Origin of the sequence: Allobosea sp., from assembly GCF_035944895.1 — a bacterium.
Lineage (GTDB): Bacteria > Pseudomonadota > Alphaproteobacteria > Rhizobiales > Beijerinckiaceae > Allobosea.
In genome coordinates this window covers 742,739-767,431 of the sequence record NZ_DASZAT010000010.1, presented here as the reverse complement: position 1 = coordinate 767,431, position 24,693 = coordinate 742,739, and the positions used below count along the sequence as shown (strand labels likewise).

At 67.0% G+C, this 24,693-nt stretch carries 29 protein-coding genes; 13 read left to right on the top strand and 16 right to left on the bottom strand.

Going from position 1 to position 24,693, the window contains the following annotated elements:
• Window positions 1–59: 59 nt before the first annotated feature.
• The 5 genes from VGV58_RS19305 to uxaC form a co-directional block, all read right to left on the bottom strand.
• Complete coding sequence (locus VGV58_RS19305; RefSeq protein WP_326876171.1) at window positions 60–1,043, bottom strand: TRAP transporter substrate-binding protein; 984 nt, start codon at window positions 1,041–1,043, stop codon at window positions 60–62.
• Between the two features lie 112 nt (window positions 1,044–1,155).
• A complete protein-coding gene (locus tag VGV58_RS19300) occupies window positions 1,156–1,497 on the bottom strand; it encodes a cupin domain-containing protein (protein WP_326875648.1) in 342 nt (113 codons plus the stop codon).
• Window positions 1,494–2,258: a 2-dehydro-3-deoxy-D-gluconate 5-dehydrogenase KduD gene (kduD, locus tag VGV58_RS19295; protein ID WP_326875647.1), complete on the bottom strand. Its 765-nt coding sequence runs from the start codon at window positions 2,256–2,258 to the stop codon at window positions 1,494–1,496. The genes VGV58_RS19300 and kduD overlap by 4 nt, the downstream gene beginning before the upstream one ends.
• Window positions 2,258–3,109 carry a 5-dehydro-4-deoxy-D-glucuronate isomerase gene (kduI, locus tag VGV58_RS19290; RefSeq protein WP_326875646.1) on the bottom strand — a complete coding sequence of 284 codons (852 nt, stop codon included), beginning with the start codon at window positions 3,107–3,109 and terminating at the stop codon, window positions 2,258–2,260. The genes kduD and kduI overlap by 1 nt, the downstream gene beginning before the upstream one ends.
• Complete coding sequence (uxaC, locus tag VGV58_RS19285; RefSeq protein ID WP_326875645.1) at window positions 3,106–4,509, bottom strand: glucuronate isomerase; 1,404 nt, start codon at window positions 4,507–4,509, stop codon at window positions 3,106–3,108. The genes kduI and uxaC overlap by 4 nt, the downstream gene beginning before the upstream one ends.
• A 159-nt stretch (window positions 4,510–4,668) precedes the next feature.
• Between uxaC and VGV58_RS19280 the strand changes: the two genes are divergently transcribed.
• The 5 genes from VGV58_RS19280 to VGV58_RS19260 all read left to right on the top strand — a co-directional run bounded on the left by VGV58_RS19280 (window position 4,669) and on the right by VGV58_RS19260 (window position 10,363).
• Window positions 4,669–5,406 carry a GntR family transcriptional regulator gene (locus VGV58_RS19280; RefSeq protein WP_326875644.1) on the top strand — a complete coding sequence of 246 codons (738 nt, stop codon included), beginning with the start codon at window positions 4,669–4,671 and terminating at the stop codon, window positions 5,404–5,406.
• Between the two features lie 229 nt (window positions 5,407–5,635).
• The gene (locus tag VGV58_RS19275) at window positions 5,636–7,126 is read left to right on the top strand and encodes an ABC transporter substrate-binding protein (RefSeq protein ID WP_414644022.1); all 1,491 of its coding nucleotides are present in this window, start codon (window positions 5,636–5,638) and stop codon (window positions 7,124–7,126) included.
• Between the two features lie 10 nt (window positions 7,127–7,136).
• Complete coding sequence (locus VGV58_RS19270) at window positions 7,137–8,084, top strand: ABC transporter permease (RefSeq protein ID WP_326875643.1); 948 nt, start codon at window positions 7,137–7,139, stop codon at window positions 8,082–8,084.
• A complete protein-coding gene (locus VGV58_RS19265; protein ID WP_326875642.1) occupies window positions 8,081–8,938 on the top strand; it encodes an ABC transporter permease in 858 nt (285 codons plus the stop codon). Before VGV58_RS19270 ends, VGV58_RS19265 begins: the two co-directional genes overlap by 4 nt.
• A gap of 27 nt (window positions 8,939–8,965) precedes the next feature.
• Window positions 8,966–10,363: an amidase gene (locus tag VGV58_RS19260; protein ID WP_326875641.1), complete on the top strand. Its 1,398-nt coding sequence runs from the start codon at window positions 8,966–8,968 to the stop codon at window positions 10,361–10,363.
• On the opposite strand, the gene VGV58_RS19255 is transcribed toward VGV58_RS19260, so the two are convergent.
• From VGV58_RS19255 to VGV58_RS19235, 5 genes are read right to left on the bottom strand one after another with little or no spacing between them, the layout of a single operon-like run.
• Window positions 10,364–10,777: a DUF1801 domain-containing protein gene (locus VGV58_RS19255; RefSeq protein WP_326875640.1), complete on the bottom strand. Its 414-nt coding sequence runs from the start codon at window positions 10,775–10,777 to the stop codon at window positions 10,364–10,366.
• A 19-nt stretch (window positions 10,778–10,796) separates the two neighbouring features.
• Window positions 10,797–11,249: a DUF1801 domain-containing protein gene (locus VGV58_RS19250; protein WP_326875639.1), complete on the bottom strand. Its 453-nt coding sequence runs from the start codon at window positions 11,247–11,249 to the stop codon at window positions 10,797–10,799.
• Between the two features lie 10 nt (window positions 11,250–11,259).
• Window positions 11,260–11,481: a hypothetical protein gene (locus VGV58_RS19245; RefSeq protein WP_326875638.1), complete on the bottom strand. Its 222-nt coding sequence runs from the start codon at window positions 11,479–11,481 to the stop codon at window positions 11,260–11,262.
• A gap of 34 nt (window positions 11,482–11,515) precedes the next feature.
• Window positions 11,516–11,944 carry an SRPBCC family protein gene (locus VGV58_RS19240; protein WP_326875637.1) on the bottom strand — a complete coding sequence of 143 codons (429 nt, stop codon included), beginning with the start codon at window positions 11,942–11,944 and terminating at the stop codon, window positions 11,516–11,518.
• A complete protein-coding gene (locus tag VGV58_RS19235) occupies window positions 11,941–12,264 on the bottom strand; it encodes an ArsR/SmtB family transcription factor (RefSeq protein ID WP_110488509.1) in 324 nt (107 codons plus the stop codon). Before VGV58_RS19235 ends, VGV58_RS19240 begins: the two co-directional genes overlap by 4 nt.
• A gap of 199 nt (window positions 12,265–12,463) precedes the next feature.
• Between VGV58_RS19235 and VGV58_RS19230 the strand changes: the two genes are divergently transcribed.
• Complete coding sequence (locus VGV58_RS19230) at window positions 12,464–13,264, top strand: SDR family NAD(P)-dependent oxidoreductase (protein WP_326875636.1); 801 nt, start codon at window positions 12,464–12,466, stop codon at window positions 13,262–13,264.
• 21 nt (window positions 13,265–13,285) lie between these two features.
• Here the strand turns inward: VGV58_RS19230 and VGV58_RS19225 are convergent, their stop codons facing one another.
• Both VGV58_RS19225 and VGV58_RS19220 read right to left on the bottom strand, forming a co-directional pair.
• Window positions 13,286–13,867: a DUF4337 domain-containing protein gene (locus VGV58_RS19225; RefSeq protein ID WP_326875635.1), complete on the bottom strand. Its 582-nt coding sequence runs from the start codon at window positions 13,865–13,867 to the stop codon at window positions 13,286–13,288.
• Between the two features lie 80 nt (window positions 13,868–13,947).
• Window positions 13,948–14,877 (bottom strand): tyrosine recombinase XerC, encoded by a 930-nt coding sequence (locus VGV58_RS19220; protein ID WP_414644021.1) that lies wholly within the window; start codon window positions 14,875–14,877, stop codon window positions 13,948–13,950.
• A gap of 89 nt (window positions 14,878–14,966) precedes the next feature.
• Between VGV58_RS19220 and VGV58_RS19215 the strand changes: the two genes are divergently transcribed.
• A complete protein-coding gene (locus VGV58_RS19215) occupies window positions 14,967–16,013 on the top strand; it encodes an MBL fold metallo-hydrolase (protein ID WP_326875633.1) in 1,047 nt (348 codons plus the stop codon).
• A 50-nt stretch (window positions 16,014–16,063) separates the two neighbouring features.
• On the opposite strand, the gene rnk is transcribed toward VGV58_RS19215, so the two are convergent.
• Entirely contained in the window at window positions 16,064–16,474 is a 411-nt protein-coding gene (gene rnk / locus VGV58_RS19210; protein WP_291671932.1) for a nucleoside diphosphate kinase regulator, read from the bottom strand.
• A 489-nt stretch (window positions 16,475–16,963) separates the two neighbouring features.
• Entirely contained in the window at window positions 16,964–17,110 is a 147-nt protein-coding gene (locus tag VGV58_RS19205) for a hypothetical protein (protein ID WP_326875632.1), read from the bottom strand.
• A 243-nt stretch (window positions 17,111–17,353) separates the two neighbouring features.
• Here VGV58_RS19205 and VGV58_RS19200 point away from each other — a divergent pair, with 243 nt between their 5' ends.
• Window positions 17,354–18,295 carry a pentapeptide repeat-containing protein gene (locus VGV58_RS19200; RefSeq protein WP_326875631.1) on the top strand — a complete coding sequence of 314 codons (942 nt, stop codon included), beginning with the start codon at window positions 17,354–17,356 and terminating at the stop codon, window positions 18,293–18,295.
• A 98-nt stretch (window positions 18,296–18,393) separates the two neighbouring features.
• The gene (gene cynS, locus VGV58_RS19195; protein WP_126115768.1) at window positions 18,394–18,882 is read left to right on the top strand and encodes a cyanase; all 489 of its coding nucleotides are present in this window, start codon (window positions 18,394–18,396) and stop codon (window positions 18,880–18,882) included.
• Window positions 18,883–18,888: 6 nt separating this feature from the next.
• Here cynS and VGV58_RS19190 read toward each other — a convergent pair whose 3' ends face one another.
• Both VGV58_RS19190 and VGV58_RS19185 read right to left on the bottom strand, forming a co-directional pair.
• Window positions 18,889–19,506 carry a glutathione S-transferase family protein gene (locus tag VGV58_RS19190; protein WP_326875630.1) on the bottom strand — a complete coding sequence of 206 codons (618 nt, stop codon included), beginning with the start codon at window positions 19,504–19,506 and terminating at the stop codon, window positions 18,889–18,891.
• Between the two features lie 153 nt (window positions 19,507–19,659).
• Window positions 19,660–20,295 (bottom strand): class I SAM-dependent methyltransferase, encoded by a 636-nt coding sequence (locus VGV58_RS19185; RefSeq protein WP_326875629.1) that lies wholly within the window; start codon window positions 20,293–20,295, stop codon window positions 19,660–19,662.
• A gap of 213 nt (window positions 20,296–20,508) precedes the next feature.
• On the opposite strand from VGV58_RS19185, the gene VGV58_RS19180 reads away from it, so the two are divergent.
• Genes VGV58_RS19180 through VGV58_RS19165 form a run of 4 tightly spaced genes read left to right on the top strand, consistent with a single transcriptional unit; the run spans window position 20,509 to window position 24,674 of the window.
• Window positions 20,509–22,248, top strand: coding sequence for an alkaline phosphatase (locus VGV58_RS19180; RefSeq protein WP_326875628.1), 1,740 nt, complete (start codon window positions 20,509–20,511; stop codon window positions 22,246–22,248).
• 20 nt (window positions 22,249–22,268) lie between these two features.
• Window positions 22,269–22,739: a hypothetical protein gene (locus tag VGV58_RS19175; protein ID WP_326875627.1), complete on the top strand. Its 471-nt coding sequence runs from the start codon at window positions 22,269–22,271 to the stop codon at window positions 22,737–22,739.
• A complete protein-coding gene (locus VGV58_RS19170; RefSeq protein WP_326875626.1) occupies window positions 22,717–23,442 on the top strand; it encodes an ABC transporter ATP-binding protein in 726 nt (241 codons plus the stop codon). The genes VGV58_RS19175 and VGV58_RS19170 overlap by 23 nt, the downstream gene beginning before the upstream one ends.
• Entirely contained in the window at window positions 23,439–24,674 is a 1,236-nt protein-coding gene (locus VGV58_RS19165) for an FtsX-like permease family protein (RefSeq protein ID WP_326875625.1), read from the top strand. Before VGV58_RS19170 ends, VGV58_RS19165 begins: the two co-directional genes overlap by 4 nt.
• Window positions 24,675–24,693 lie beyond the last annotated feature (19 nt).

The window sequence follows — 24,693 nt, the reverse complement described above, 5'->3', positions numbered from 1 at the left end:
CGCTTGTCCGGGATGACGAAGTTGGAAGGGGCGGCCCGTAAGCCGCCCCGGTCGTCAGCTCACTTCACCGCCTGGATGGCGGCGACCATTTCCTTGAGCTTCGCGTCGGTGACGAACTTGTCGTAGACCGGCTTCATCGCGTCGATGAAGGGCTGCTTCTCGACCGCGTTGACCTGCGCGCCGCCGGCCTTGACCTTGGCTTCCGAGGCCTTCTCGCGGGCATCCCAGAGCTCGCGCATCTTGACGACCGATTCCTTGGCGGCGGCCTTGATCAGCGCCTGGTCGGCGGCGTTGAACTTGTCGAAGCTCTTCTTCGACATCACCAGCACCTCCGGCGAGAGCGAGTGCTCGGTCACCGAATAGAATTTCGAGACCTCGAAATGCCGGGTCGATTCATAGGACGGCCAGTTGTTCTCGGCGCCGTCGATGACGCCGGTCTGCAGGGCCGAATAGACCTCGCCGAACGGCATCGGCGTGGCGTTGGCGCCGAGCGCCGAGACCAGCGCGACGAACATGTCGGACTGCTGCACACGGATCTTCATGCCCTTCATGTCGGCGGGCGTGCTGATCGCCTTCTTGGAGTTGTAGAAGGAGCGCGAGCCGGAATCGTAGAAGGCGAGACCGATCAAATCGTGCTTCTCGAAATCCTTCAGCAGGTCGTCGCCGATCTTGCCGTCCATCACCTTTCGCATGTGCTCGACCGAGCGGAAGATGAAGGGCAGCGAGGGCACGTTGGTCGCCGGGATCAGGTTGTTGAACGGCGCCATGTTGATGCGGTTGATGTCGATCACGCCGAAGCGGGTCTGGTCGATCGTGTCCTTCTCCTGGCCGAGCTGGGCCGAGTGGAAGACGTTGATCTTGATCCGCCCTTGGGTGCGCTCCTCGAGCAGCTTGCCCATATGCCGGACGGCCTCGACCGTCGGATAGTCGGTCGGATGGATGTCGGTCGAGCGCAGGGTGACGTTCTGCGCCTGTGCCGAGGTTCCGAGCAGCGCGGCGAAGGCGACGCCGGCGAGCGCGGAGAAACTCCTTCGATCGAGCATGGTCTTGCGATTGAGCATGGTCTTGTCCTCTCCCCAATAAAGTCGCCGGCTTATTCCGGTCGTTCTTGTCCCCAGACGGGAGCCGCGCCGGCACGGCCGGCACGGCGAGCTCTCACAAAAATTCCGTCCGCATCGGCGTGAAGGAATCGATCAGTTGCCCGGCCTCGATGTTGACGACGCCGTGGACGAGGTTTTCGGGCACGAAGAAGGTGTCGCCGGCGGAAAGCCGGCTGGTCCTGCCGTCGATGGTGACGTCGAAGACGCCGCTTTCGACGTAAGACGCCTGGCGGTGCGGGTGCTGGTGAGCCTTGCCGATCGCGCCCCGCTCGAAGACGACTCGGACCACCATCAGGTCCGGGCCATAGGCCATGATCTTGCGCTTCACTCCGGGCTCGGTCGGCTCCCAGGCGATCTCGGCGTCATGCTGGAAGAATGAGTTGAGACGGTCGCTCATCGGGCCAGCCAGCCTCCATCGACAGGAAGGATTGCGCCGTGGATGTAGGCCGCGGCATCGCTCGCCAGGAACACGGCCGCGCCGCCGATATCGGACGGCTTGCCCCAACGCCCGGCCGGGATGCGGGCGAGGATCGCGGCGTTGCGATCAGGATCGGCGCGCAAGGCTTCCGTATTATTGCTCTCGACATAGCCGGGGGCGATCGCATTGACGTTGATGCCCTTGCCCGCCCATTCGCAGGCGAGCAGCCGCGTCAGGCCGGCGAGCCCGCTCTTGCTCGCCGTATAGGAGGCGACGCGGATGCCGCCCTGGAAGGAAAGCAGCGAGGCGATGTTGACGATGCGACCGGTGCGGCCGGCGGCGAGCGCCGCCTTGGCGAAGGACTGGGCCAGGAAGAAGTTGGCCTTGAGGTTGAGATTCATCACCTCGTCCCAATCGCTCTCGCTGAAATCGAGCGCATCGGCCCGGCGAATGATGCCGGCGTTGTTGACGAGGATGTCGAGCGGGCCGGCGAGCGCCTGAGCCTGCTCGATCACACGTGCGGCGATGCCGTCCTGCTGGAGATCGGCCTGAAGCGCGAGGCAGGTGCCGCCGGCCTCGGCGATCAGCGTCTCCGTCTCGGCCATGCTCGAACGCCCGGCTGCTACGACCTTGGCACCGGCCTCAGCCAACGCCAGGGCAATGCCCTGGCCGATGCCGGTATTGGCGCCGGTGATCAGCGCCGTCCGGCCGTCCAGCGAGAAGGGCGAGGCCGTCGCCATCAGCGCAGCGTCTCCACCGGGGCGGCATCCATGTCGGTGAACTCGACATTGTCGCCGGCCATGGCCCAGACGAAGGAGTAGTTCGAGGTGCCGCAGCCGCAATGGATCGACCAGTTCGGCGAGATGATCGCCTGCTCGTTGGCGACGAGGAGGTGGCGGGTCTGCTGCGGCTCGCCCATGAAATGGAAGACGCGGTGGGCCGGGTCGAGGTTGAAGTAGAGATAGGCCTCCATCCGCCGGGTGTGGGTGTGGCAGGGCATGGAGTTCCAGACCGAGCCCGGCTCCAGCGCCGTCATGCCCATCACCAGCTGATTGGTGCCGGTCGAGTTCGGCATGATGTATTGCCGGATGGTGCGCTTGTTCGAGGTCTCGGCAGAGCCGAGATGGATGGTGTTGGCGTCTTCCTTGCGGATGAGCTGGTGCTTTGCTTCGCGATGCGCCGGCGCGCTGGTCAGGTAGAACTTGGCCGGGTTCGCCGGATCGGCGCTGGCGAAAGTGACCTCCTTGGCGCCGAGCCCGACATAGAGCGCGTCGAGACTGGGCAGCTCAAAGCGCTCGCCGTCGACGCTGACCGAGCCGGCGCCGCCGAGATTGATCACGCCGAGCTCGCGCCGTGCCAGAAAGAAGGGCGTGCCGGTCGGCGGGAACGGATCGAGCGTCAGCGGCTTGGCCGCCGGCATGGCGCCGCCGACGATCATGCGGTCGTAATGGCTGTAGGTCAGCGCAACCTCGCCGGGCACGAAGATGCGCTCGATCAGGAAGTCCTGGCGCAGCGTCTCGGTGTCATAGCCGCGCACATCGCGCGGATGGGCGGCCTGGCGTTCGTCGATGGTTTTTGCAGCGCTGGTCACAGCCGGTAGGCCTCCTTGGCCAGACGGTAGGCGAGATCGTGGGCGACTTCGGCGGCCTCGTCCTCGTCGAGACGGTGCTCGGCGACGAGCCTGGCGAGGTAGTGGCAGTCCATCCGGCGGGCGACGTCGTGGCGCGCCGGGATCGAGAGGTAGGCGCGGGTGTCGTCGTTGAAGCCAACGGTGTTGTAGAAGCCGGCGGTCTCGGTGGTGAGCTCGCGGAAGCGCAGCATCGCCTCGGGCGCATCGAGGAACCACCAGCCCGGTCCGAGCTTCAGCGCCGGATAATGCCCGGCGAGCGGGGCGAGCTCGCGCGAATAGCTGGTCTCGTCGAGGGTGAAGGCGATGACGGTGAGGCCACGCTCGTTGCCGACCGCGTCGAGCAGCGGCTTCAGCGCCGAGACATAGTCCATGCCGCGCGGGATATCGGAGCCCATGTCGCGGCCGAACTGCTCGAACAGGTGCGGGTTGTGGTTGCGGTGGGAGCCGGGATGGATCTGCAGGACGAGCCCGTCATCGAGGCTCATCTTCGCCATCTCGGTCAGCATCTGGCCGCGGAATAGGTCGGCGTCCTCGGCCGAGAACTTGCCCTTCAGGATCTTGGCGAACAGCTTCTCGCACTCGGCCGGCGTCAGATTGGCGGTGCGGGCCGTGGCATGGCCATGGTCGGAGGAGGTCGCGCCGCGCTCGATGAAATAGCCGCGGCGCTTGCGATGGGCTTCGAGATAGCCGTTCCAGCTCGCGACATCCTCGCCGGTCAGCTCGCCGAACTGTGCGAGATTGTCCTTGAAGCCCTCGAATTCGGGGTCGACGACGCTGTCAGGGCGATAGGCGGTGACGACCTTGCCGCCCCAGCCCGAGGCCCTGATCATGTCGTGCCACTTCAGCGGATCGAGCGCGCCCTCGGTGGTGGCGATCGCCTCGATCTTGAAGCGCTCGAACAGTGCGCGCGGACGCATCGCGTCCTGCTCCAGCTGCTCGGCGATGCGGTCATAGATGCGGTCGGCGCTCTCGGCGGAGAGGCGCTCGGTGATGCCGAAAATCGAGAAGGCGGCGTGCTCGAACCAGAGCCGCGTCGGCGTGCCCCGGAACAGGTGCCAGTTGCTGGCAAAGAGCTTCCAGATCTGGCGGGGATCGCCCTCGACCTCGCCGCCATCCTTGCGGGCGATGCCGAGCTGCTCGAGCCGGATGCCCTGCGAGTAGAGCATGCGGAAAATGTAGTGGTCAGGCTTGACGAAGAGCGTCGCCGGATCAGGGAAGGGCTTGTCCTCGGCGAACCAGCGCGGATCGGTATGGCCGTGCGGCGAGATGATCGGCAGGTCGCGGACGCCGGCATAGAGGCGGCGCGCAATGCCGCGCGTCACCGGTTCGGCAGGCAAAAGACGATCGTCGTGCAGCAGCATCGCTGGCGTTTCCTCTGTCGGGCCGGACCATAGGGCCGGCGCTGGTGATGTCAATATACTAATATACTAGTATGCACTGACCGGCCGTGTTACGCCCTGATTGGCCGCGGAGCGCGCATCGTGGTCCAATAAGGCAGCGATCATGGCTAGGATAGGACGATGTCGGAGGCGCTAGGGATAGGCGAAGCCCGAGCCTCACGACGCGAGCGCAAGCCGCAGCGTCTGGCCGGAGCGTCGGCAGGGCGCGCCACGGCGGCCTCCGTCGTGCAGGACGAGCTTCGTCGCGAGATCCTCGACATGGTGCTGCGGCCGGGTGTGCCCCTGTCAGAGAAGGATCTTACCAACCGCTTCGGCATGAGCCGCACGCCGGTACGCGAAGCGCTGATCCGGCTGAAGGAAGAGGGGCTGGTCGAGATCTTCCCACAGGCCGGCACCTTCGTCGCCCGGATCCCGACGAGCGCGATTCCCGAGGCGGTGTTCATCCGCCAGGCGCTGGAATGCGCCACGGTGGAGGTGCTGGCGCGGATGGCCAGCGCGGACGACATCGCCCGGCTCGATGCGACGATCGCGGTACTGCATGAATCGCATGAGGCGGGCGATCAGGAGCGCTTCCACCTCGCCGACGAGGATTTTCACGAGGTGCTTGCCGACATCGCCGGCTATCCCGGCGTCTGGAAGCTCGCCCAGGCGGCGAAGAGCCAGATCGACCGCTGCCGGCGAATGACCCTGCCGGTGCCGGGGCGGATGGCGATGGTGATCCGCGAACACCTTGCCATCGTCGACGAGATCAGGCGGCACGATGCTCCCGCCGCGGTGGTCGCGATGCGCCAGCATCTCGGCACGCTGCTGCCCGATCTGGTGCATCTCAAGGCGAGCTATCCGGATTATTTTGTTTGAGCTTTTGCGCGGGTGGCGCAGCCTGCCCTCTCCCCCCTTGTGGGGGAGAGCTGGAGAGGGGGGTAGTCAGCCGTGTGGCTGATCGTGAGCAGAGGCTCAAGCCGCTCACCCAGTCACCCCCCTCCCAACCCTCCCCCACAAGGGGGGAGGGCTCCCGCGCCCTTCAGCGCTCTTGCCTCCCGCTTCGTTCCCGCGCCATCTTGCGCCGCAACGACGATGGAGGCGGACGATGACGACGCGGCGCGATCTTCTGGCGGGAGCGGGCCTCGCCGCGCTCGCAACCCAGCTTCCGCTCGCCGCGCTCGCGCAGGCCAAGGACGGCGTCACCATCGGCATGACGCTGGAGCCGCCGACGCTCGATCCGACCTCTGGCGCGGCGCAGGCGATACGCGAGGTCACGCTACAGAACGTCTTCGAAGGGCTGGTGGCGATGGACCGCACCGGCAAGCTCGGGCCGGCGCTGGCCGAGAGCTGGACGCTCGCGCCCGACAATCTCACCTACACCTTCAAGCTCCGGCCGAATGCGCGCTTCCATGACGGCACGCCGTTCGCCTCGCGCGACGTGAAGTTCTCCTTCGAACGCGCGGTCGCGCCCGATTCGACCAATGCCCAGCGCTGGATCTTCACGCCGATCGAGAGCATCGAGGCGCCCGATCCGATCACCGTCATCATCAAGCTGAAGCAGCCGACGGCGAACTTCGTCTACGGCCTGTCCTGGGGCGATGCGGTCATCGTCTCGCCGGCGACCGCGGCCAACAACAAGACCAATCCGGTCGGCACCGGCCCGTTCAAGTTCGCACGCTGGAACCGCGGCGATCGGCTCGAACTGGCGCGCAACGACGAGTATTGGGGCGCCAAGCCGTCGCTCGCCAAGGCGGTCTTCCGCTTCATCTCCGATCCGCAGGCGCAGGTCGCAGCTCTGCGCGCCGGCGACATCGACGTCTTCACCAATCTCTCGGCGCCGGAGGCGATCCCGCAGCTCAAGGCCGACCCCAAGCTCAAGGTCACGCTCGGCAAGACCGAAGGCGAGACCATCCTCGCCATCAACAACGCCAAGGCGCCATTCACCGATATCCGGGTGCGCCAGGCGATCTCGCATGTGCTCGATCGCAAGACGATCGCGCTCGGCATTTACGGCTTCGATCTCGACTATATCGGCAGCCATTTCTCGCCGCTGCACCCGGCCTATGTCGACCTGACCCAGACCTATCCGGTCGATCTCGCCAAGGCGAAGGCCTTGCTGGCGGCCGCCGGCTTCCCCAAGGGCTTCGAATGCACGCTGCGTTTGCCGCCGCCGGCCTATGCTCGTCGGGGTGGCGAGATCATTGCTGCGCTGCTGGCCCAGATCGGCATCACCGCCAAGATCGAGCCGCTGGAATTCCCGCAATGGCTGGAACGAGTGTTCAAGGCGCGGGATTTCGACCTCACCATCATCTCGCATACCGAGCCGCTCGACATCGCCAACTACGCGCGCGACGACTACTACTTCCAGTACCGGAATCCCGAGTTCAAGGCGCTGATCGACAAGATCGACCGCACCGTCGACGAGACCGAGCGCAACAAGCTCTATGGCGACGCCCAGCGCATGCTGGCGCGCGACGCGGTCAACGGCTTCCTTTTCATCCTGCCGAAGATCACGGTGACCAAGGCCGATCTGGAGGGCATGTGGACCGACTGGCCGCTGCCGCTGACGCCGCTGGCGGAGGTGCGCTGGCGCTGAGGCTGCCGCGATGACGGGCTATCTCCTGCGGCGGTTGCTGTCGTTCGCCCTGACGCTGCTCGGCGCGGCGATCGTCATCTTCCTCGTGCTGGAGATCCTGCCGGGCGATCCGGCGGCGGTGACGCTCGGGCTCAATGCGGCGCCGGAAGCGCTCGCGGCGCTGCGGGCCGAGATGGGGCTCGATCAGCCGGCGCTGCTGCGTTTCTTCTCCTGGATCGGCGGGCTCGTCACCGGCGATCTCGGCCTCAGCTACACCTATCGCGTGCCGGTGACGCAGCTGATCGGCGAGCGCATGGTTGTGACGCTGCCGCTTGCCTCGATGGCGATCCTGCTGGCGTCCGCCATCGGCATTCCGCTCGGCGCGCTCGCCGCGGCCAACCACAACCGGGCGGGCGATGCCGCGGTGATGGTCTTCGCCCAGGCCGGGCTCGCCATCCCGAATTTCTGGTTCGGTCTCTTGCTCGTGCTGGTCTTTGCGGTCGGCGCCGGCTGGCTGCCGGCCGGCGGCTTTCCGGGCTGGCAGGCCGGCTTCTGGCCCGCGCTGCGCTCGCTGCTGCTGCCGGCCATCGCGCTCGCTTTGCCGCAGGCGGCGATCCTCGCCCGCGTCACCCGCTCGGCCATGCTGGAGACGATGCAGGAGGATTATGTCCGCACCGCCCGGGCCAAGGGGGTGAGCCGGCGACGGACCATGCTGCGCCATGTGCTGCGCAATGCGCTGATCCCGGTCGTCACCGTGCTGGGCCTGCAGTTTTCCGTGCTCCTCGCAGGAGCGATCATCATCGAGAATGTCTTCGCCCTGCCGGGGCTCGGGCGCCTCGTCTTCCAGTCGATCGCCCAGCATGACCTGATCGTGGTCAAGGACCTCGTCATGCTGTTCTCAGCGCTGGTCGTCTTCATCAATTTCGCGATCGAGCTGCTCTACGGGCTGATCGATCCGCGGCTGCGGCAGGCGACATGAGCGCGGTCGCGCCCCGTTCCCGGCCGCGGCGCTGGTGGGCCTCGCCGTCCTTCCTGGCCGGCCTGCTTCTCGGCGGGCTCGTCGTGGCGATGGCGCTGACATCTTACGCCTGGACGCCCTATGAGCCGACGCAGATGGCGATCCTCAAGCGCCTGCGCCCGCCCTCGGGCGAGCACTGGTTCGGCACCGACCAGTTCGGCCGTGACGTGTTCTCGATGATCATGGTCGGCGCGCGCAATTCGCTGGCGGTGGGCTTGGGCGCGGTCGGGCTCGGCTTGACCATCGGCAGCGCGCTCGGGCTGATCGCCGCGATAAGGCGCGACGGGTGGCTCGACAACCTGATCATGCGCATGGCCGATTTCAGCCACGCCTTTCCGGCGGTACTCTCGGCGATCATGATCAGCGCGGTCTGGGGTCCCGGCATGATGAACGCCGTGATCGCGATCGCGCTGTTCAGCCTGCCCTATTTCGCAAGACTCGCACGGGGCGCGGCGCTGCAATGCTGGGCGCTCGACTATGTGCTGGCAGCGCGTGCGGCCGGGCTGACCGAGATGGCGATCACACGCCAGCACGTCCTGCCCAACATCGCCGGCGTGCTGGTGGTGCAGGCGACGATCCAGTTCGCGCTCGCCATCCTCGCCGAAGCCGGCCTGTCCTATCTCGGCCTCGGCACCCAGCCGCCGGCGCCAAGTTGGGGCCGGATGCTCAACGAGGCCCAGACCTTCATGGCGGCGCAGCCCTGGCTCGCCATCTTCCCCGGCGCGGCGATCGCGCTTTCGGTGCTGGCCTTCAATTTGCTCGGCGACGGCCTGCGCGACGCGGTCGATCCGCGGATGCGCCGTTCTCGCGATTGATCTTACTATGCATGCGGAGTTCCACTCATGATCGAGTTCGCCGATCTCAGCGCCGTCGACATGCTCCGGGCCTTCCGCTCGCGTGAGCTCTCGCCGGTCGAGGTCACTGAAGCGGTGATCCAGCGCATCGAGATCTGGGAGCCGTCGCTGAAGGCGCTCTATGCCTATGATCCGGAGGGCGCCCGCGTCGCCGCCAAGGAAAGCGAAGGCCGCTGGCGCCGTGGCGAGGCGCTGGCGCTCGACGGCGTGCCCTGCACGATCAAGGAGAACATCGCGACCAGGGGCACTCCTGTTCCGCTCGGCACGGCGGCGATGGAGCTTGCTCCTGCAGCAGTGGACGCCCCGCCGGCGCAGCGCCTGCGCGAGGCCGGTTGCGTCATCCTCGCCAAGACGACGATGCCCGATTACGGCATGCTCTCCTCCGGCCTGTCGAGCTTCCACGAGCTGGCGCGCAACCCGTTCGACCTCTCGAAGAATCCGGGCGGCTCCTCGGCCGGCGCGGCTGCGGCCGGCGCGGCCGGCTACGGTCCTTTCCATGTCGGCACCGATATCGGCGGTTCGATCCGCCTGCCGGCCGGCTGGTGCGGGCTCGTCGGCCTGAAGCCGAGCTTCGGCCGCGTGCCGATCGATCCGACCTATTACGGCCGCGTCGCCGGGCCGATGACCCGCACCGTCGCTGACGCTGCGCTGATGATGCGCGAACTCTCCAAGCCGGACGAGCGCGACCCGATGAGCCTGCCGCCGCAGGAAATCGCCTGGGGCGAGCTCGAGCGCGAGCCGCGTGGGCTCAGGATCGGGCTTCAGCTCGAAGCCGGCATCGGCCTGCCCGTCGAGCCGGAGGTGAGGGCGGCGATCGCCAGGACGGCCGACGCCTTTCGGAGAGTGGGAGCGATCGTCGAACTGGCGCCGCCTTTCCTGACGCAGGACATGCTCGACGGGCTCGACGATTTCTGGCGCCAGCGCGCCTGGGCCGAGATCGGTTCGCTGCCGCGGGAGCGGCAGGACAAGGTGCTGCCTTACATCTACGCCTGGGCCGAGCGCGGCCGCACACTCACCGGCGCGCAGGTGCATCGCGGCATGAGCCAGATGCTGGCGATCCGCCATGCCGCGCTGAAGGCGATTCAGCCCTTCGACTATGTGCTGTCGCCGGTCTCACCGGTGCCGAGCTTTGCCGCCGAGCTGGCCTCGCCGATCCATGATCCCGAGCGGCCCTTCGAGCACATCGTCTTCACAGTGGCGGCCAACATGTCGGACCAGCCGGCGATCTCGGTCCATGCCGGCATGACAGCATCCGGCCTGCCGATCGGCCTGCAGATCACCGGCAAGCGCTTCGACGATCTCGGCGTGCTGCAGATGGCGCGGGCCTGGGAGCGGCTGCGCGGGCAGGGGCCGGAGTGGCCGCGCGCTCCCCAGCACGCGGGTTGATCAGGCCTTTTTTGGTTTCTTCCCGGCGGTGTTCAGCGCTACTGCCGCGCGGATGAGCGCCGCCAGAGCCGCCTCGTCGATCGCGTCGCCTTCATGGATGTCGATGGCGCGCCTGGTGTTGCCGTCGAGGCTGGAATTGAACAGGCCGGCGGGATCGGGCAGCGAAGCGCCCTTGGCGAAGGTGAGCTTGACCGCGGCCTTATAGGTCTCGCCGGTGCAGATGATGCCGGCATGCTCCCAGACCGGAACGCCGCGCCATTTCCAGGTCTCCTCGACCTCGGGATCGGCTTGCTTGATGATGGCGCGGACCTTGGCGAGCGCTGCGCCGCGCCAGTCGGTCAGTTCCGCGATCCGGGCATCGATCTGCTCGGAGGCGGAGGCTGCATCGCCTGCCTTGTCGTTCGTCTGCTTCATCGGGCCGATATCCTCGTCGTCACATCTTCTCGCCGGGCAAGGCGGCCGCCTGCTTCACCCAGGCGGTGAACTGAGCCTCGTCGAGTTCGTCATCCTCGCGGATGTCGAGATAGCGCACCTCCTTCTGTTTGGAGGTGCCGGGTGGGACCGGATCGAGTGAAGCGCCGCGGAAGAAGGCGACCTTCACGTACCTTGCGAAGACGTGGATGCCGAGGAACCAGTAGTTGTCCTCCACCCCGTACAGCGGCGAATTCCACTTCACCGCCTTCCTGACGCCGGGGATGGCGGCACTGATCAGCGCGTCGAGGCGGGCGCCGAGAGCGCTCTTCCAGCCCGGCATGGCGGCGATATAGGCCTGCACCGGTTCTTCGCCATAGCCCTTGGCGATCTGCGGATTGCCGCCCGAGAGCAGCACGGGCTGTCCGTCTTCGGCTTTCGGCTTCGCTGCCGCCTTCGAGGTCTTGCCGGCCATCGCTCCGCTCCTAGCCTTCCGCCCGCCGCCCATGTCGCTGGCCGCCGACATAGGGCAGGGTGAACATGTAGAGGCCGGAGAACATCAGCAGGAAAAGCGGCGGCAGCGGGGAGTAGACGATCCAGGCCGGCGGCTGTCCCAGCGCCATCGCGATGAAATTGGCGATGACGGTCGCCGTGAAGATGATGGCGAGCCAGCGATGGCCCTGCCGGATGACGTTGTTCAAGGTCATGAGAGCGCCCTTACAAACATGGCGGTCGGCATGGTCATTCTGCCCGCTCCAGCACCTGCTCGAGCTTGCCGAGGAATTCCTGCCAGCCGGCTTTGGCGCCGCCGAAGGCCTGCTTCTGCTCGGGCCGGAAGCCTGCCTGTTCCATGCGCAGCAGCGTGCCCCTGGGCGTCGGGGTCAGGGTGAAGGTCACCGTGCTCTTCAGGTTGAAGGCCGGATCGTCATGGGCGAAGTCCCAGCTATAGGCCAGCATCCGGTTCGGCTCGATGTCGAGGACCTCGCAGTCGAGCACGCCGCCCCACTCGCCGCGCAGGTTGAAGCGATGGCCGACGACGGGCGCGAAGTCGTTCTTCATCAGCCATTCCGCGATCAGGTGTGGCTGCGTCAGGGCGCGCCAGAGCTTCTCCGGCGGGTGGGCGATCTCGCGCTCGACGGTGACGGAGCGGGTCTGCGTGGCGGTGGTCATTGATCCATCCTTGCGAGCAAGTTTTCGAGGTCGTCGAACCGCGCCTCCCAGAACCCGGCCATCTGGCTGGTCCAGTCGATCAGCGGGCTGAGCGCACCGAGCTGGGCGCTGTAGTGGGTCTGGCGGCCGGCCTGCCGGTCGCGCACCAGCCCGGCCTGCTTGAGGACGCCAAGATGCTTGGAGACGGCTGGCTGCGAGACGCCAGCCTGCGCGGTCAGCGCGCCGACGGTCAGCTCGCCGTCGCGGCACAGGCGCTCGAAGATGGCGCGCCGGGTCGGGTCGGCGAGCGTCCTGAACAGCATGTCGTGGGCGTCTGACATCACGATTAATAACTCGTTGGCTATGGATTAATTCATAACCACAGAGATATGGGTCAGTCAACCGCCCTCGCGAGCGAAGCGGGGCAGGGGTGTGACAGGTGCGCTGGACCGGGTCGCGCGGCTCACGCAGGATGCCCTCGAAACTGGGGGAATCGTCGCAAGCTGCGCGCCCCGCTATTCTGTCTTCGAGGACTTCACCATGGATCTGATGCTGAACGGCAAGCGCGCTCTGGTCACGGGCGGCAGCAAGGGGATCGGCCGCGCCATTGCGCGGCAGCTGGCGCTGGAGGGCGTCGACGTCGTCATCGCCGCGCGCAATCAGGTGGAGCTCGACGCCGCCGCGACGGAACTCGCGCAGGAGACCGGCCGCAAGGTCGTCGGCCTCATCGTCGACACCCAGGACGATGCCTCTGTGAAGGCGGTGGTCACCGGCACCGTCGCGGCGCTGGGCGGGCTCGACATCCTGGTCAATGCCGCGGCCAAGCCCGGCGGTCAGGCGACGCCGCCCAAGCTCGCCGAGATCACCGACGCGCTGTTCTTCGACGACGTCAACGTCAAGGTGATGGGCTATCTCAGGATGGCGCGCGAGGCGGCGCCGGTGATGGCCGCCAATGGCTGGGGCCGGATCATCAACATCAGCGGGCTGGCGGCGCGGCTGACCGGCTCGACCATCGGCTCGATCCGCAATGTCGCAGTGGCGGCGCTGACCAAGAACCTTGCCGACGAGCTCGGCCCGCAAGGGATCAACGTCACTGTGGTGCATCCCGGCACGACGCGGACCGAGAAGACGCCGGGCGTGGTCGCGGCCCGGGTGGCGGCGTCAGGGCTGGCGCCCGAGGAGGTCGAGCGCCGCATGGCCGCCAATGTCACGATCGGCCGCCTGGTCGACATGGCCGAGGTCGCCGACATCGTCGCCTTCCTGGCCTCGCCGCGCAGCGTCGCGATCAATGGCGACGCCATTGCCTGCGGCGGCGGTTCGAAGGGCGCGATCCACTACTGAGCGGTCGCGCCGTTCGCTCGCTTAGAACAGCGCGGTCGGCGCGACTTCGGCGATCACCATCAGGACGAAGCCGAGGATGCCAAGGCCGACGCCGGTCCAGGCGAGCAGGGCGACGCCGGTGATGATCGCGGCGGAGGAGACGACGATCGCGATCTGCAGCAGGCCCGAGACGATGTCGTATTTGTCGTCGCGGGCGCTGGAGATGTCGCGCCTGGCTTCGGCGGCCTTGGCGCGGGCGATCAGCTCCTTGCGGCCCTCATTGGTCTCGGGCTCGGAGTCGTAGCGGGCGATCGTCGCCTTCCAGCCGTCGATGCGCTTCTGCAGGCGCTCGCGCACAGCCGGATCGGTGGAGCCGGCGAGCTCGACCTCCATCGCGTCGGCGGCGGTGCGCAGCGTCGTGCCGCGGATCGTCTTGGCCTGGAAGAAGGCCCAGAGATTGGAGGCCTCGATGTTCCTGGAGAGCGCGTCCTGCTCGGCGTTCTTGCCGAGGATTTCGGAGAAGGCGAGCAGGAGCGCGAGCACGCCGATCAAAAGGGCTATGCGCTTGTTGGTCTTGCTGGTCGGCGGGCTGTCTTCGGTGACGTCTGGTGCGGCTGAGGCCATATGTGATTCCCTCGGGAAGGCCGGGCCTGATGGCCGGTCCGTGCGACGGAATCAAGACGATTTTACCAAAGGTAAGGGCGCTATCCCCGAGCCCGTGGATGGGCGGAATCATAGGCCGCCAGCAGGCGGACTGAATCGATACGGGTGTAGATCTGTGTCGTCGAGAGCGAGGCGTGGCCGAGCAACTCCTGGATGGCGCGCAGATCGCCGCCGCGGCCGAGCAGATGGGTGGCGAAGGAATGGCGCAGCGCATGCGGCGTCGCGCTGCCGGGCAGGCCGAGCGAGCCGCGCAGGCCCTCGACCGCGAGCTGGATGATGCGGGGCGAGAGCGGGCCGCCCTTGACGCCGACGAAGAGCGGTCCCTCGGGCGCCAGCCGCCACGGACATTGTGCGAGATAACCCGCAATCGACTCGACCACGACTGGCAGCACCGGCACCATCCGGGTCTTGCCGCCCTTGCCGAGCACGGTCAGCGCATCGGCGGTGCTGACCGGCGCTTGTGAACGCTTCAGGCCGAGCGCCTCGGAGATGCGCAGACCGCTGCCATAAAGCAACGAGAGCACGGCGGCATCGCGCGCCAGCACCCAGTCGGGCCGTTCTTCGCCGGCGCGGCTGTCGGCCTTGGTCACGGCGGCGGCGGCCTTGGCGTCGAGCGGGCGCGGCAGGCCCTTGCCGAGTCGCGGCCCGCGCGTCGCGGCGAAGGCGGCTGCGGCCAACCTGCCGCTGCGTTCGCCGAAGCGGGCGAGCGAGCGCAGTGCCGCGAGCTGGCGCATCAGGGTGCGGTTGCCGACGCCGTCGCGGCGGCGATAGCCGAGAAAGGCGCGCAGATCCGCCGGCTTCAAGGCGGCGACGGCCTTCAATGTCGGCGGCGCATCGAGGTGATGAGTGAGGAAGGCGGCGAACTGCTCGATGTCGCGGCCATAGGCCTCGAGCGTCTTCGGCGAGAGCCGGCGCTCATGGCCGAGATGGGCGAGCCAGTCGCGCCGCAGGGTGTCGAAATCGCTCATCATGCAATCTTGCCGCGCGAGGCTTAACAACCGTTGTCCGGCGCGATCACTGCCTGCTATGAACCTGTAGACATTGTTCAGGGCTGACCAAATTGCACGCTCCCGATCCGCAGGGCCTGACCTTCCCCTTTCCCGAACCGCCGGCACCGGGCCAGTTGATCGAGGTTGCGCCCGGCATCTTCTGGGCTCGGATCGCGCTGCCGTTCCGGCTCGACCACGTCAACATCTACCTGATCGAGGACGGCGACGGCTTCGCCGTGATCGACACCGGCATCGGGGACGAGGCGACCAAGCAGGCCTGGCTCGCTCTGATGGCAGGGGCGTTGGCGGGCAAGCGCCTGACCCGGCTCTTCGTCACGCATTTCCATCCCGACCATATCGGTCTCGCCGGCTGGCTCTGCGAGCGCTTCGGCACGCCGCTCCTGACCAGCCAGACCGGTTATCTCGGCTGCCTCAACATCTCGCTCAGCCCGGGTGCGTCCGAGGCACCGGTCTACAAGCAGTTCTATCAGCGCCACGGCCTCTCGGCCGAGGTGACGCAGGTCGTCTCGACCTTGGGCCATGGCTATCTCCGGCAGGTCACGCCGCTGCCGCCGACCTTCACCCGGGTCGTTGCCGGCGATGTCCTCAGGATCGGCGGGCGCGATTTCTTCGTGCTGGCGGGCGACGGCCATGCGCCGGAGCAATTGATGTTCCACTGCCCGGAGGCGAACGTCTTCCTCGCCGCCGACCAGATCCTCGCCAAGATCACGCCGAACATCAGCGTCTGGGCGGTGGATGCAGAAGGCGATCCGCTCGGCCTCTATCTGCGCTCGCTCAAGGCGCTGCCGCAGGCGATCCCGACGGGGACGCTGGTCCTGCCGGGGCACCAGCTGCCGTTCTACGGCTTGCAGGAGCGCTGTGCCGCGCTCAGCGCCCATCACGCCGAGCGCTGCCGGCTGATCGCAGGCGCAGTCGCCAAGGGGCCGCATTCGGTCGCCGAATTGGTACCGGTGATGTTCACGCGGCCGCTCGATCCGCACCAGCTCTCCTTCGCTTTCAGCGAGGTCTTCGCGCATGTGAACGCGATGCTGCGTTTGGGTGAGTTGCGCTGGGCCGAGCCTGAGGGCGAGATCATGAAGGTGATGGCGGCCGGCTGAGCACGGCGTCGTCCTCCCCTCGCAGGCGAGGGGAGGAGATATTCATCCGCTCAGGCCGCGGCCATGGCCGGCTGCTCGACTGCCGTCACCGTCAGCACATGCTTCTTGCCGTCGCGGGCGGTCCAGGCGATCGACTGGCCGGCGGCAAGGCCGATCAGCGCCGCGCCGATCGGCGTCAGCACCGAGATGCGGCCCTGCTCGATATCGGCCTCGCCGGGATAGACGAGCTGGACGCGGCGATGCTGGGCGCTGTCGGAATCGAAGGTGACGAAGGAGCCCATGCGCACGACGTCGGCCGGCAGCTTCGCCGGCGCGACGACCTTGGCGCGGTCCATCTCGGCGAGCAGTTCCTCGGCGACCTCCGGGATGCGCTCGAGCGCCGTGGTTGCGAGGCCGGTCAGGCGCTCATGGTCGATCTCGCCGACGATGATCTTCGGCTTGCGATGGGTCTTCTGGTTCAGCTGGGTCATGGTCTGGTGTCCTGCGATGACGCGCGCGACGACGGCGCCAGGGCGCGACCGGCAAAGTCTGGGAGGTTCTTTCGGGGGGAGACGCCTTGGAGGATCGTGCTGCCATGGCGGCGGACAGCATCGACGGCACCCCTGGACTCGGGGCGCGCTCGGGCCGAGTCCGGGGCTAGGATTCCGCGATCGGGGCGACCCGGAATACGAGGCGGTGCTTCGTCGTCATACCCATAGAGTTGGGGGCGGACGCGTTGCTGTCAAGGCCGGAGCGGCCTGAGACCGACCCTTGACGATGCGAAGAGAGATCATATGGGAGCGGGCTTTCGACAGCTCGCTCGCTAAGGGATGGGAGGCGTTTGCCGCCGGTTCAGCGCTGCGTTTGCGGGCGGCGCACCGGGACCGGGATCGGCTTCATCTGCGGCTGAGCCGGGGCGAGGAGGGCGCCGAGGCGGAGAATGAAGCGGGCCAGCAGGTTCATGGCGTCCCTCAGTTCTGGGCAGTGAAGATGGTGGGAATCAGCTCGCCACCGTCGGCCTTCACCGCATCGTTCTCACCAATATGGTGCTTCGATGTCGACGGCGCCACTGCATCGATCGGAACCATAAACAGGATCGGCGGCAGGAGGGCGTTCATCGGCGCTGGCAGTCCGCGTGGCAGATACAGCTCAGGATCACCCTGAAAATACTTCAAATGCCTTACGCCAGAGAGGCTTATCAGGCTGTAGCCTTAACGATGTGCTGCGCCGGGTAATGAAATGCGGGGGTGTATGGCCCATCGGCGCAGGGGCTCGGCGGTGATTGCGAGCAAAGCAGCGATTGAACCATGTCGACGGCTCGCATATGGCTAATGAATCGTTAACTGAGGGCGTCTCCCGATATGGCCAGTCTGTTCCGGCTCGTGCCCGATGCGCGCGCCGAACTGCTGCAGGCGAATTCCTGGGCGCGGCCGCATCAGGCCGGCTTTGCCGCTGCGCAGCGCGCGGCGCGCTTCGGCGCGGCCGGGCCGGAGGCTTCCGCCTTCATGGCGGCGCGGCGCGAGGCGATTTTGACGCGGCTCGGCGAGGGCGCTGCGGCCTGGAATGGCTGGGCCGGTGAGATGGCGCGCCTGCGGGGCAGAATCGGGACCGACGGTGCGCTGCTGGCGCTCTGGCGCCTCTTTGCCGATGTCGAGCTGGTCGATGAGATTTTCGAGGGCGATTTCAACGTCGCCGGCATCGTCTTCCCGGCGGCGGCACGCTTTTCAGGTAGTGCCTTCTGCGGCGACGCCTGGTTCTCCGAGGCGCATTTCCACGGGCCGGCGAGCTTCCGCGACGCCAGCTTCCGCAGCGACGCCTTCTTCGACCGGGCGCATTTCGCGGGTGATGCCGATTTCGGCGCTGCGACCTTGCATGGCACGGCGGAGTTCCGCGACATCCGCTGCGAAGGCGTGGCCTGCTTCGTCGAGGCGGAATTCGCCGGCGATGCCTGGTTCCGCGGTTCGCGCTTCGATGGGGTGACGCAGTTCCGCGGCGTGCGCCATGCCGGCGAGGCAGGCTTCGGCGATTGCCGCTTCGCGGGCGCGGCCGATTTCGGCGAAGCCGAGTTCGCCGGCAATGCTGGCTTCGAGGAGGCGCGGTTCGGGCAGATGGCGAACTTCGCCGCGGCTCGCTTCGACCGCGGCGCCTGGTTCAGCAACGCCGCCTTCGATGGCCGTTCGAATTTCGAGCGCGCGCGCTTCCGCGGCCGCCGGCATTTCGAGGGCATCTCGCTGGCGGCGCAGGTCTCCCCGGTCGCGCAGCAGATCGCGGCGCTGGAGCAGTTCCGGCTCGGGCGGCGCTGAGCGCACGCCCACAGCATCTCTCCCGGCCCTTCTGGCCCATCGCTTGCTAGCCGCCCTGCCGACCGCTGCGATCGGCGGCTGCGATTGGCGAGGACGAGATGAAGCGCGAAGAGCTCACCGAGAAGATTCTCGACATCAAGCGCGAGAAGGGCTGGAGCTGGAAACATATCACCGACGAGATCGGCGGCATGTCCGAGGTGCTGGTGATCGGCGCCCTGCTTGGTCAGATGAAGCTGGTGAAGCCGCTCGCCGAAAAGGCCGCGACGCTGTTCGGCCTCTCTGAAACCGAAAAGCGCATGCTCAACGAGGTGCCCTATCGCGGCACCGGCACGCCGATGCCGCCGACCGACCCACTGATCTACCGCTTCTACGAGATGGTGATGGTCAACGGCCCCGCCTGGAAGGCCCTGATCGAGGAGGAGTTCGGCGACGGCATCATGTCGGCGATCGACTTCAACATCGCCTTCGAGCGCGAGCCGAACCCCAAAGGCGACCGCGTCAGGATCGCCATGTCCGGCAAGTTCCTGCCGTACAAGTACTATGGCAACGAGCAGGGCATTCCCGACTATGGCTTCAAGGAGGAGTAGGCCTCCTCAAGGCACTTGGCCGGGCTCGAGCGTGCCGTCCTTCTGCATGGTCCGTTGCAGGGCAGGGCGCTCGATCATCCTGCTCATATAGGCCTCGAACACCGGCAGGCGCGGCAGCACGCCGACGATGTTCATGCCGAAATGGATGCCGGCGCCGAGCTGGGTGTCGGCGGCGGTGAAGCGCTCGCCGGCGGCATAGGGCTGCTCGCCGAGTTTCTTCGCGAGATTGGCGACCGTGTCGGCATGCGAGCCGAAGGAGAAGCCGCGCGCCTCGTATTTGAACTTGTGGATCGAGGTCGCGATGATCGGGTCGAGCACCGCGTCGGTATAGACCAGCGAGGTCAGGAAGGCCGGGCGGTCCTTGTCGCTGATCGCCGGCGCCAGGCCAGCCTCGGGGAACTGCTCGGTGAGATAGAGGCAGATCGCGGCGCGCTCGGTGACGGTGATGCCGTCATGGACGATGGCCGGTACCTTCTTGTGCGGCTGGATGGCGCGGTAGCTCTCCGGCGGGCCGCCCTCGGCACGGATGTCGACGATCTCCATCTCATAGGGCTGGCCGAGCTCCTCGAGCAGCCAGAGGATCGAGAAGGAGCGCGACTGCGGCGAGTGATAGAAGGTCAGCATGGCAGTGTCCCTTTCGGCGTTTCCTCATGCAATGACGAGGCTGATAAGGAAGCGTTTTGTCAGGAGTTGTCAGGATAAGCCCGGCTCGCCCGACGCTCGCTGATTGAAACGCGAGCAGGCGCGAATAGCTCCGTCCGGTCCCGCCTTCTCACGCTATGTCTTGCGACCGACGATGAAGGGGCGACTGTCCTTGCCCTTGCTCGCATGGTGTTCCGTGCTGATGACCTCGAAGCCCGCCGCGGCGATGAGACCGCTCAGCTCCCGCGCGCTGAAAACGCCGGCATAGGGCGCCTTTCCGATCATCTGCATCAGTGGCAGGGCAAGGCGGATCAGGGGGTTAATGTCGCCGAGGCAGGGCGTCTTTGAGATGAACAGGCCGCCCGGCACGAGCAAGGCATGGATGCTGCGCAGCGTGCCGGGGAGGTCGCGGACCAGATGCAGATAGTTGAAGCCGAGAACCGTATCGAACCGAGCGGCTTCGGAAGCGAGCGCCTCGGCAGTCGCGGCGCGAAAGGCGAGACCCGCGATCGGGCTTGCGGCAAGCTTCTCCTGCGCGATGGCGATCATGCCGGCGGAAATGTCGGTAGCCAGATAGCTCTCGACCGCAGCGGCAAGCCGCAGCGCCGTCGTCCCGGTGCCGCAGCCGAGTTCGATCACGCGATCGTCGGGCTTCAGCAGGGCGCTCGTCCGCTCCAGCGTGCGCTCATACCCCGCCTGATCGGAAATCCGCGACCTGGCATAGCTCTTCGAGGATCGGTCCCAGAAGCGGGCATCGCTTGCGGTGCTCATCTGCCGTCCCCCTTTACGGAGGGAGCTTTAGCATACGCACCACGACTGTTCGTTGCCGCCGCCAGCGAAGTAGACACGACATCCGAAGTTCGTCGATCTCAACAGTATCTATCTGTTATAACATTACAATTTTGTCAAGGCCGCAGTAATCATAGTGTCATCTCGTGCGCCTAACGGACCGGCCACCGGATTCACTGGGGCTGAGAGGGTATCATGCAGAAGCGAACTTGGCTGATGGCGGCGGCGATGCTCGCCAGCGTGGCGCCGGCGACGGCGCAGACCATCTATCCGCTCAACCGTGCCGAGATCCTCGAGGGCTCGCGCTTCGACTTCAAGGTCGAGTTCCCGAATGCGCCGGCCTCGGCCGATGTCAGGGTCACGATCAACGGCAAGCCGGTGAACGAGGCCTTCGGCCGCGAGGCCCAGTTCGTCCAGAACGAGGAAGGCCAGAAGCATTCGGCGCTCTGGCTGCGCGGCGCCCAGCTGCCGGCCGGCCAGTACGTCATCGAGGCGACGCAGGGCAGCGAGAAGGCCACCGTCAACTGGACCGTCTACGCGACGCCCGAGCGCAAGGCGAAGAACGTCATCCTCTTCGTCGGCGACGGCATGTCGGTCGCGCATCGCACCGCGGCCCGCATCCTGTCGAAGGGCTGGGAGCAGGGCCTCTATGGCGGCGAGCTCGCCATCGATGACATGCCGAACATGGCGCTGATCTCGACCTCGGGCACCGACTCGATCGTCACCGACAGCGCCAATTCTGCCAGCGCCTACACCACCGGCCACAAGTCCTGCGTCAATGCGCTCGGCATCTACTGCGCCAAGAACGCCCTGACGCTCGACCATCCCAAGGTCGAGACGATCTCCGAGGTGATCAAGCGCAAGCGCTCTGGCATGGCGATCGGCGTCGTCACCAATGCCGAGATCGAGGATGCGACCCCGGCCTCGATGGTCGCCCATACCCGCCGCCGCTCGGACTACAACGACATCGTCAAGATGTTCTTCGACGTGCAGCCCGACGTGATCATGGGCGGCGGCTCGCCGAACTTCCTGCCGAAGGCGACCCCTGGCACCAAGCGCACCGACGATCTCGACTTCATCGCCAAGTTCAAGGAAGCGGGCTACGCGCTCGCCACCACCAAGACCGAGATGAACGCTGCGGTCGCTGGCGGCTCCAAGAAGCTGCTCGGCCTCTACAACACTTCGAACATCGACGGCGCTTTCGACCTGCGCCTCGCCAAGAAGGGCTCGATCTCGAAGTTTCCGGACCAGCCGGACGTGGTCGAGCAGACCAAGGCCGCGATCGAGATGCTGAAGGGCGCCCAGGACGGCTTCTTCCTGATGGTGGAATCGGCCCGCATCGACAAGTACAGCCACTCGCTCGACTGGGAGCGCGCGGTGTTCGACACGATCATGCTCGACAACGCGGTCAAGGCGGCCAAGGAGTTTGCCGGTGATCGCAACGACACGCTGATCATCGTCGTGCCGGACCACGCCCATCCGATCTCGATCATCGGCACTTATGACGACGATCGCCCGGGCCAGCTGCTGCGCGACAAGCTGGGCACCTACAACGAATCGCTGCCGCCGAATTACGGTCCGCGTGATGCCGACGGCTACCCGACCAAGGTCGACACCTCGCGCCGTCTCGCCGTCGCCTTCGGCAGCTATCCGGATACCTGCGACACCGGCAAGCCGTACATGGATGGCGAGCGCGTCCCGGCCGTGAAGGGCCCGGACGGCAAGACCAACGTCGCCAACGAGAAGGACTGCACCGGGCCGCTCGCCACCCGCAAGCAGGGCAACCTGCCCTTCGACGCCAATTCCGGCGTCCATGCGGCCGACGACGTGCTGCTCACTGCCATGGGCCCGGGCGCCGAGCGCTTCCGCGGCCACAAGCCGAACGTCTTCGTCTTCCGCGTCATGGCGGAGGCGCTGGCCCTCGGCGGCAAGTGATCTAGACTGGAGCAGGACGCATGATCTCGCATCGGCCGCACCTGCTCCCGACGCTTTCCCGCCGCGGGCTCCTCATCGGGCTCGCGGCGCTACCCGTTCCGCTGCCTGCATTTGCCGCCAACGCGGATACGCTGACCTTCGACGGGCTCTACAAATCTTTCGGCGTGCTCGGCTTCCAGTTCTCCGATCGGGCGACCTCGCTGCGCGGCAAGCCGGTCAGGATGGTCGGCTACATGGCGCCGCCGCTGAAGCCGGAGAGCCATTTCTTCGTGCTGACGCGCGAGCCGCTGGCGATCTGCCCGTTCTGCCAGTCCGATGCCGACTGGCCGGTCGACATCGTCGTGGTGTTCATGCGGGCTGCGACGCCGATGGTCAGCGCCGGCCAGAAAGTCGCGGTCAGCGGCCGGCTCGAGATCGGCTCCTCGACCGATGCCGAGACCGGCTTCGTCAGCCAGATCAGGCTCGTCGATGCCGGCTTCCACAGTGTCTGAGCGGCCGACGGGCGCGGCTCGGCCGCTGCATTTCTCCGGCATCCAGGTTGATCATCGCGATGGCGACGGGCGGCCCTTCCGGGTGCTCGATATTCCCGATTTCGTCGTGCCGCCCGGTGCGCTGATCGGCCTGCGCGGCCCATCCGGCTCCGGCAAGACCTCGCTGCTGCATCTCGCCGCCGGGTTCTTCCTGCCCGATGCCGGCAGCATCGGCTGGGGTGATGTCATGGTCTCAGCGCTGCCGGGTGCGGCGCGCGATCGCTGGCGCCGAGAGACGGTCGGCTTCGTCTTCCAGGACTTCCACCTCGTGCCTGAGCTCGACGTGCTCGCCAACATCACCCTGCCGGCGAGCTTTTCGGGCTGGCGGCAGACGGGCGATCAGGTCTCGCGTGCGACTGCGCTCGCCGGGCGCATGGGCCTCACCGATCTGCGCCGGGGCGCCGCCGTGCTCTCGCGCGGCGAGCAGCAGCGCGTCGCGATCGCGCGGGCCCTGTTCAACGCACCGGCGCTGATCCTCGCCGACGAGCCGACGGCGAGCCTCGATCCGGCGCATGCGGCCGAGGTCGGGACCCTTTTGGTCGAGGTCGCCAGGGAAAGCGGCGCGACGCTGCTCTGTGCTTCGCATGACCCGGCGCTGCTGGCGCGAATGCAGCAGGTCGCGGTGATCGGCGATGGACCGCTCCAGCTGAAGGCGGCGGCGTGAACCCGCTGCCGATGGTCATCGCTGATCTCAGGGCGCTGCGCTGGACGGCGGCGGCGATCGTGACGCTGGTTGCGCTGGCGGTGGCGATCGGTGTCGCCATCGGCGCGCAGGAGCGGGCGCTGCGTCAGGCTTCGGCGAAGGCGGCGGATGATTTCGACCTGCTGATCGGTGCGCCCGGCAGCCAGACGCAGCTGGTGATGTCGGCGATCTATCTGCAGCCCGAGGCGCTGCCCTTGATCGACGGGCGCCTGCTCAACGAGCTTTCCCGCGATCCGCGCGTCGCCGCCGTCGCGCCGCTCGCCTTCGGCGACATCGCCCGCGGCCATCCGGTGATCGGCACGACGCTCGCCTTCGCCGGCCGCTGGGGCCGGGTGCAACCGAGCGAGGGCCGCCTGTTCGCGCGCGAGGGCGAGGCGGTGCTCGGCGCCGACGTCACCTACAAGCTCGGCGACAGGATCGAGCCGTCTCATGCCATCGCCGGACATTGGCCGAAGCGCGGCGTCGCGGACGCGGAAGAGGCGAGCCATCGCCATGAGGGCCATGCCTATGTCGCGGTCGGCCGCCTGCCTCGGCTGGGCTCGCCCTTCGACCGGGCGATCCTGGTGCCGGTCGAGAGCGTCTGGGAGGTGCATGGGCTCGGCAACGGCCATGCCGGCGAGGATGCCGCGCTCGGCCCGCCCTTCGACGGCCAACGCATTCCCGGCGTGCCGGCGCTGGTGGTGAAGCCGAAGGCGGTCGCCGACGCCTATGCGCTCAGGGCGCGCTACCGGCAGGGCGGCACCATGGCCTTCTTCCCGGCCGAGGTGCTGGTCGGGCTCTATCGGACGCTCGGCGATGTCGGGCAGGTGCTCAGCGTCGCATCCGTTCTCAACGCGGTGCTGATCCTGGCGGCGATCTTCCTGCTGCTCGTCGCGGTGACCGGGCTGAGGCGGCGGCGCTATGCCGTGCTGCGCGCGCTCGGTGCGCCGCCGGCCTATGTGCTGCTGGTGGTCTGGCTCGGTATGGCCGGGCTGGTCGCGGCCGGCTGTCTCGCCGGCCTCGGGCTCGGCGCTGCGGCGACGTTCGCGGTCTCCGGCCTGTTCGAGTTGCAGACGGGTCTGCGACTCTCCTTTTCGCTGGGCTCGGCGGAGCTGGCGCAGGTCGGGCTGATCCTGCTGCTCGGTTCGCTGGCGGCGCTCATTCCGGCGGCGCTGTCCTATCGCCGCTCGATCACGGCCGGGCTGCGCGGCTAGGCCGGGGTTGACCCCGCTT

What these genes read in the sequence shown, in the direction of transcription:
- VGV58_RS19305 (WP_326876171.1), bottom strand. Translation starts at nt 1,043, where the DNA reads ATGCTCGATCGAAGGAGTTTCTCCGCGCTCGCCGGCGTCGCCTTCGCC.
- VGV58_RS19300 (WP_326875648.1), bottom strand. Translation starts at nt 1,497, where the DNA reads ATGAGCGACCGTCTCAACTCATTCTTCCAGCATGACGCCGAGATCGCC.
- kduD (WP_326875647.1), bottom strand. Translation starts at nt 2,258, where the DNA reads ATGGCGACGGCCTCGCCCTTCTCGCTGGACGGCCGGACGGCGCTGATC.
- uxaC (WP_326875645.1), bottom strand. Translation starts at nt 4,509, where the DNA reads ATGCTGCTGCACGACGATCGTCTTTTGCCTGCCGAACCGGTGACGCGC.
- VGV58_RS19280 (WP_326875644.1), top strand. Translation starts at nt 4,669, where the DNA reads ATGTCGGAGGCGCTAGGGATAGGCGAAGCCCGAGCCTCACGACGCGAG.
- VGV58_RS19275 (WP_414644022.1), top strand. Translation starts at nt 5,636, where the DNA reads ATGACGACGCGGCGCGATCTTCTGGCGGGAGCGGGCCTCGCCGCGCTC.
- VGV58_RS19270 (WP_326875643.1), top strand. Translation starts at nt 7,137, where the DNA reads ATGACGGGCTATCTCCTGCGGCGGTTGCTGTCGTTCGCCCTGACGCTG.
- VGV58_RS19265 (WP_326875642.1), top strand. Translation starts at nt 8,081, where the DNA reads ATGAGCGCGGTCGCGCCCCGTTCCCGGCCGCGGCGCTGGTGGGCCTCG.
- VGV58_RS19260 (WP_326875641.1), top strand. Translation starts at nt 8,966, where the DNA reads ATGATCGAGTTCGCCGATCTCAGCGCCGTCGACATGCTCCGGGCCTTC.
- VGV58_RS19255 (WP_326875640.1), bottom strand. Translation starts at nt 10,777, where the DNA reads ATGAAGCAGACGAACGACAAGGCAGGCGATGCAGCCTCCGCCTCCGAG.
- VGV58_RS19250 (WP_326875639.1), bottom strand. Translation starts at nt 11,249, where the DNA reads ATGGCCGGCAAGACCTCGAAGGCGGCAGCGAAGCCGAAAGCCGAAGAC.
- VGV58_RS19245 (WP_326875638.1), bottom strand. Translation starts at nt 11,481, where the DNA reads ATGACCTTGAACAACGTCATCCGGCAGGGCCATCGCTGGCTCGCCATC.
- VGV58_RS19240 (WP_326875637.1), bottom strand. Translation starts at nt 11,944, where the DNA reads ATGACCACCGCCACGCAGACCCGCTCCGTCACCGTCGAGCGCGAGATC.
- VGV58_RS19235 (WP_110488509.1), bottom strand. Translation starts at nt 12,264, where the DNA reads ATGTCAGACGCCCACGACATGCTGTTCAGGACGCTCGCCGACCCGACC.
- VGV58_RS19230 (WP_326875636.1), top strand. Translation starts at nt 12,464, where the DNA reads ATGGATCTGATGCTGAACGGCAAGCGCGCTCTGGTCACGGGCGGCAGC.
- VGV58_RS19225 (WP_326875635.1), bottom strand. Translation starts at nt 13,867, where the DNA reads ATGGCCTCAGCCGCACCAGACGTCACCGAAGACAGCCCGCCGACCAGC.
- VGV58_RS19220 (WP_414644021.1), bottom strand. Translation starts at nt 14,877, where the DNA reads ATGATGAGCGATTTCGACACCCTGCGGCGCGACTGGCTCGCCCATCTC.
- VGV58_RS19205 (WP_326875632.1), bottom strand. Translation starts at nt 17,110, where the DNA reads ATGAACGCCCTCCTGCCGCCGATCCTGTTTATGGTTCCGATCGATGCA.
- VGV58_RS19200 (WP_326875631.1), top strand. Translation starts at nt 17,354, where the DNA reads ATGGCCAGTCTGTTCCGGCTCGTGCCCGATGCGCGCGCCGAACTGCTG.
- cynS (WP_126115768.1), top strand. Translation starts at nt 18,394, where the DNA reads ATGAAGCGCGAAGAGCTCACCGAGAAGATTCTCGACATCAAGCGCGAG.
- VGV58_RS19190 (WP_326875630.1), bottom strand. Translation starts at nt 19,506, where the DNA reads ATGCTGACCTTCTATCACTCGCCGCAGTCGCGCTCCTTCTCGATCCTC.
- VGV58_RS19185 (WP_326875629.1), bottom strand. Translation starts at nt 20,295, where the DNA reads ATGAGCACCGCAAGCGATGCCCGCTTCTGGGACCGATCCTCGAAGAGC.
- VGV58_RS19180 (WP_326875628.1), top strand. Translation starts at nt 20,509, where the DNA reads ATGCAGAAGCGAACTTGGCTGATGGCGGCGGCGATGCTCGCCAGCGTG.
- VGV58_RS19175 (WP_326875627.1), top strand. Translation starts at nt 22,269, where the DNA reads ATGATCTCGCATCGGCCGCACCTGCTCCCGACGCTTTCCCGCCGCGGG.
- VGV58_RS19170 (WP_326875626.1), top strand. Translation starts at nt 22,717, where the DNA reads ATGCCGGCTTCCACAGTGTCTGAGCGGCCGACGGGCGCGGCTCGGCCG.